4 protein-coding genes are annotated in these 4815 nt (G+C 59.1%); 3 read left to right on the top strand and 1 reads right to left on the bottom strand.

Annotated features, from left to right (window positions below; genetic code table 11):
- Window positions 1–138: 138 nt before the first annotated feature.
- Window positions 139–342, top strand: coding sequence for a PA3496 family putative envelope integrity protein (locus PMI23_RS29625; protein ID WP_007912072.1), 204 nt, complete (start codon window positions 139–141; stop codon window positions 340–342).
- On the opposite strand, the gene PMI23_RS27225 is transcribed toward PMI23_RS29625, so the two are convergent.
- Window positions 284–1246: a LysR family transcriptional regulator gene (locus PMI23_RS27225; protein WP_007912073.1), complete on the bottom strand. Its 963-nt coding sequence runs from the start codon at window positions 1244–1246 to the stop codon at window positions 284–286. The genes PMI23_RS29625 and PMI23_RS27225 overlap by 59 nt on opposite strands.
- A 190-nt stretch (window positions 1247–1436) precedes the next feature.
- On the opposite strand from PMI23_RS27225, the gene PMI23_RS27230 reads away from it, so the two are divergent.
- Window positions 1437–2852 (top strand): acetyl-CoA carboxylase biotin carboxylase subunit, encoded by a 1416-nt coding sequence (locus PMI23_RS27230; protein ID WP_025112637.1) that lies wholly within the window; start codon window positions 1437–1439, stop codon window positions 2850–2852.
- An 11-nt stretch (window positions 2853–2863) separates the two neighbouring features.
- The gene (gene oadA / locus PMI23_RS27235; protein ID WP_007912076.1) at window positions 2864–4672 is read left to right on the top strand and encodes a sodium-extruding oxaloacetate decarboxylase subunit alpha; all 1809 of its coding nucleotides are present in this window, start codon (window positions 2864–2866) and stop codon (window positions 4670–4672) included.
- The last annotated feature ends 143 nt before the right edge of the window (window positions 4673–4815 follow it).

Consider the following 4815-nt stretch of genomic DNA (forward strand, 5'->3'; position numbering starts at 1 on the left):
CCTTCGGCAGCTCCTACACGGATCAATGTAGGAGCTGCCGAAGGCTGCGATCTTTTGCTTTTTGGGCGGCAACTTTCATCAAACCGTCATCCCTCCCGCCTATCGTGAAACTCCCGTCATCGCCTTGGGAGACTCGAAATGGCTCAGCCCTACGAAGAACGCAACAGCGCCGCGAAAACCCGTCGTCAGCAGGAAGACCAGCGCCGCATGGAATTTCGCCGCGCTATCGAAGATCGCTTCGAACTCCGTCAGCTTCAGGCCGAAATCGGCGACTTTCCCGAGATCAATCACTGGCAGGCAACGCCCGCAGCTTCCCGTCGAAACGCTCAACCAGCGCGCTGATCTGCACGCGTTCGCTGCGGATAAACGCCAGGAAGGCGTGCGCTACCGGTGACAGGCGTTTGGCTTTGGCTTGCACCAGGCACCAACTGCGCAGCAGCGGCAATTCCTCGACCGGCAGCTCGACGAGTCCGCCGGTCGCCAGCTCCAGGTTCAGGGCGTGGCGCGTCAACAGCGCCAGGCCCAGACCCGCCTGCACGCATTCACGCTGAGCTTCGGCCGAGGCCACTTCCTGCGTCTGGGTGAAGTGCACGCGCTTCTCTTTGAAATACTCTTCGCAGGCCAGTCGCGTGCCCGAACCCGGTTCACGGATCAGCAATGTATAGGGTTCAAGATCCTGCAAACGCAACGGGCCCATGTGCGCCAACGGATGATCCGGACGCGCCACGGCAACGATCGGATTGTTGAGGAACGGCAAGAACTCCAGGCCCATGTCCTGCGGCACCATCGACATAATCACCAGATCATCGCGGTTGTCCGACAGCCTCCGGATCACTTGACCACGGTTGACTACCGTCAATTGCAGATTCACTTCCGGGTGCTGGCGCTTGAACGCGGCGAACAGGTGCGGGACGAAGTATTTGGCGCTCGATTCGACCGCCAGTTTCAATTGACCTTGCAGCGAGCCCTGCATGTCCGACAGCTGCATATCGAGGTTTTCCAGGCGCCCGAAAATGTCCCTACTGGCACGCTGCAAGGCTTCAGCGGCTTCGGTCATGTAGAGTTTTTTACCGACATAATCGAATAATGGCTGGCCGATCAGCTCCTCGAGCTGACGAATCTGTAGGCTGACGGCCGGTTGCGTGAGGGACATTTCCTCGGCTGCGCGGCTGTAAGAACGTAAATCACACACTTCGTTGAAGATCTGCAACTGGCGCAATGTCATACGCATCAAGGACTTACGCATTTTTTATGGGCTCTGACGGCGGGCTGATGTTTCAACTATAAGTCTTTGCTTATGCCTGACCCAATTTTTATTCATTTTTGTTAATCCCTCATGAGCGTTAGTGTGGACCTGCGACTAAATTGAAACATTTGGTCACGCGTCGACCTGGGTCTAGCAGGTCGTGGTGCCACCGGCTCAAGGGAACCTCCAAGTGATAACAAAGATCCTGATCGCCAACCGTGGTGAGATTGCCGTACGAATCGTGCGAGCCTGCGCCGAAATGGGCATTCGCTCGGTTGCGATTTTTTCCGACGCCGACCGTCATGCGTTGCATGTGAAGCGTGCGGACGAGGCCCATAGCATCGGTGCCGAGCCACTGGCCGGTTACCTGAACCCGCGCAAGCTGGTGAACCTGGCGGTTGAAACCGGCTGCGATGCGTTGCACCCCGGTTACGGTTTCCTCTCGGAAAACGCCGAGCTGGCAGACATTTGCGCTGAACGCGGCATCAAATTCATTGGCCCGTCGGCGGAAGTCATTCGCCGCATGGGCGACAAGACCGAAGCGCGCCGCAGCATGATCAAGGCTGGTGTGCCGGTTACGCCGGGCACCGAAGGCAACGTGGCCGACATCGAAGAGGCCTTGGCCGAGGGCGACCGCATCGGTTACCCGGTGATGCTCAAAGCCACTTCCGGTGGTGGCGGGCGCGGTATCCGTCGCTGCAACAGCCGCGAAGAACTCGAACAGAATTTCCCTCGGGTGATTTCCGAAGCGACCAAGGCGTTCGGTTCTGCCGAAGTGTTCCTGGAAAAATGCATCGTCAATCCCAAGCACATCGAAGCGCAGATTCTCGGCGACAGCTTTGGCAACGTCGTGCACCTGTTCGAGCGTGATTGCTCGATCCAGCGTCGCAACCAGAAGCTCATCGAAATCGCCCCGAGCCCGCAACTGACTCCGGAACAGCGCGCCTACATCGGCGACCTGTCGGTGCGTGCAGCCAAGGCTGTAGGTTACGAGAACGCCGGTACTGTGGAGTTCCTGCTCGCCGAGGGCGAGGTGTACTTCATGGAGATGAACACCCGGGTGCAGGTGGAACACACCATCACCGAAGAGATCACCGGGATCGATATCGTTCGCGAGCAGATTCGCATCGCCTCCGGCCTGCCGTTGTCGGTCAAGCAGGAAGACATCCAGCACCGTGGTTTCGCGTTGCAGTTCCGCATCAACGCTGAGGACCCGAAGAACAACTTCCTGCCGAGCTTCGGCAAGATCACCCGTTACTACGCCCCCGGCGGTCCGGGCGTGCGCACCGACACAGCGATCTACACCGGCTACACCATTCCGCCGTTCTACGACTCGATGTGCCTGAAACTGGTGGTCTGGGCACTGACCTGGGAAGAGGCGATGGACCGTGGTCTGCGCGCCCTCGACGACATGCGTCTGCAGGGGGTGAAGACCACCGCGGCGTACTATCAGGAAATCCTGCGCAACCCGGAATTCCGTAGCGGCCAGTTCAATACCAGCTTCGTTGAAAGCCACCCGGAACTGACCAACTACTCGATCAAGCGCAAACCCGAAGAGCTGGCCCTGGCCATCGCCGCCGCCATCGCCGCCCACGCAGGCCTGTGAGGAATACAACAATGTCCAAGAAGATCTTTGTCACCGATACCATCCTGCGCGACGCTCACCAATCGCTGCTCGCCACCCGCATGCGCACCGAAGACATGCTGCCGATCTGCGACAAGCTCGACAAAGTCGGCTACTGGTCGCTGGAATGCTGGGGCGGTGCGACGTTCGACGCCTGCGTCCGCTTCCTCAAAGAAGACCCGTGGGAGCGTCTGCGCCAACTGCGCGCGGCACTGCCTAACACGCGTCTGCAAATGCTCCTGCGCGGGCAGAACCTGTTGGGCTACCGCCATTACAGCGATGACGTGGTCAAAGCGTTCGTCGCCAAGGCTGCGGTAAATGGCATCGACGTGTTCCGCATTTTCGACGCGATGAACGACGTGCGTAACCTGCGCGTGGCCATCGAAGCGGTGAAGGCGGCCGGCAAACATGCGCAAGGCACCATCGCTTACACCACCAGTCCGGTTCACACCATCGATGCGTTCGTGGCCCAAGCCAAGCAGATGGAAGCCATGGGTTGCGACTCGGTGGCGATCAAGGACATGGCTGGCTTGTTGACCCCGTACGCCACCGGTGAACTGGTGCGTGCGTTGAAAGCCGAGCAATCGCTGCCGGTGTTTATCCACTCGCACGACACCGCCGGTCTGGCGACCATGTGCCAACTCAAGGCGATCGAAAACGGCGCCGATCATATCGACACCGCAATCTCCAGCTTCGCCTCGGGCACCAGCCATCCAGGCACTGAGTCGATGGTTGCTGCACTCAAAGGCACCGAGTTCGACACCGGCCTGAACCTCGAGCTGCTGCAAGAGATCGGCCTTTACTTCTACGCCGTGCGTAAGAAGTACCACCAGTTCGAAAGCGAATTCACCGCGGTCGACACTCGCGTGCAAGTCAACCAGGTGCCGGGCGGGATGATCTCCAACCTTGCCAACCAGTTGAAAGAGCAGGGCGCACTCAACCGCATGGCTGAAGTCCTCGCGGAAATCCCGCGCGTACGTGAAGACCTTGGCTTCCCGCCGCTGGTGACGCCGACCTCGCAGATCGTCGGCACCCAGGCGTTCTTCAACGTGCTGGCCGGCGAGCGCTACAAGACTATCACCAACGAAGTGAAGCTTTACCTGCAAGGCGGCTATGGCAAAGCACCGGGCGTAGTGAACGAAAAACTGCGTCGTCAGGCGATCGGCAGTGAAGAAGTCATCGATGTGCGTCCGGCCGATCTGCTCAAGCCGGAAATGACCAAGCTGCGTGCCGACATCGGCGCACTGGCCAAGTCGGAAGAAGACGTGCTGACCTTCGCCATGTTCCCGGACATCGGTCGCAAGTTCCTCGAAGAGCGCGCCGCCGGAACCCTCACGCCGGAAGTGCTGCTGCCGATTCCAGAGGCTGGCGGTGTGACCAAGGCTGGCGGCGAAGGCGTGCCGACCGAGTTCGTTATCGACGTCCACGGCGAAACCTACCGCGTCGACATCACCGGTGTCGGCGTCAAGGCTGAAGGCAAGCGTCACTTCTACCTGTCCATCGACGGCATGCCGGAAGAAGTGGTGTTTGAGCCGCTCAACGAGTTCGTCAGCGGTGGCAGCAGCAAGCGCAAGCAAGCCTCGGCGCCGGGCCACGTCAGCACCACCATGCCGGGCAACATCGTCGATGTGCTGGTCAAGGAGGGTGACACTGTCAAGGCGGGTCAGGCTGTGCTGATCACCGAAGCGATGAAGATGGAAACCGAAGTCCAGGCTGCGGTTGCCGGCAAGGTCACCGCCATTCATGTGGCCAAGGGTGATCGGGTCAATCCGGGTGAAATTCTGATCGAGATCGAAGGCTGAGATAACGGCCGCGATCCAACGCTTTAAACCTCGGGGGGGCATGTGCTCCCCTTTTTTTTGCCTGAATTTTTCACCTGTAGGAGCTGCCGAAGGCTGCGATCTTTTGATGTTGTTTTGGGTTAATAAAAACAAAGATCAAAAGA

It is taken from the genome of Pseudomonas sp. GM24 (genome assembly GCF_000282235.1).
Taxonomy (GTDB): domain Bacteria; phylum Pseudomonadota; class Gammaproteobacteria; order Pseudomonadales; family Pseudomonadaceae; genus Aquipseudomonas.

Bases quoted from the DNA above. Each gene is read 5' to 3' on its own strand.
- PMI23_RS29625 (WP_007912072.1), top strand. From the start codon at position 139: ATGGCTCAGCCCTACGAAGAACGCAACAGCGCCGCGAAAACCCGTCGT.
- PMI23_RS27225 (WP_007912073.1), bottom strand. From the start codon at position 1,246: ATGCGTAAGTCCTTGATGCGTATGACATTGCGCCAGTTGCAGATCTTC.
- oadA (WP_007912076.1), top strand. From the start codon at position 2,864: ATGTCCAAGAAGATCTTTGTCACCGATACCATCCTGCGCGACGCTCAC.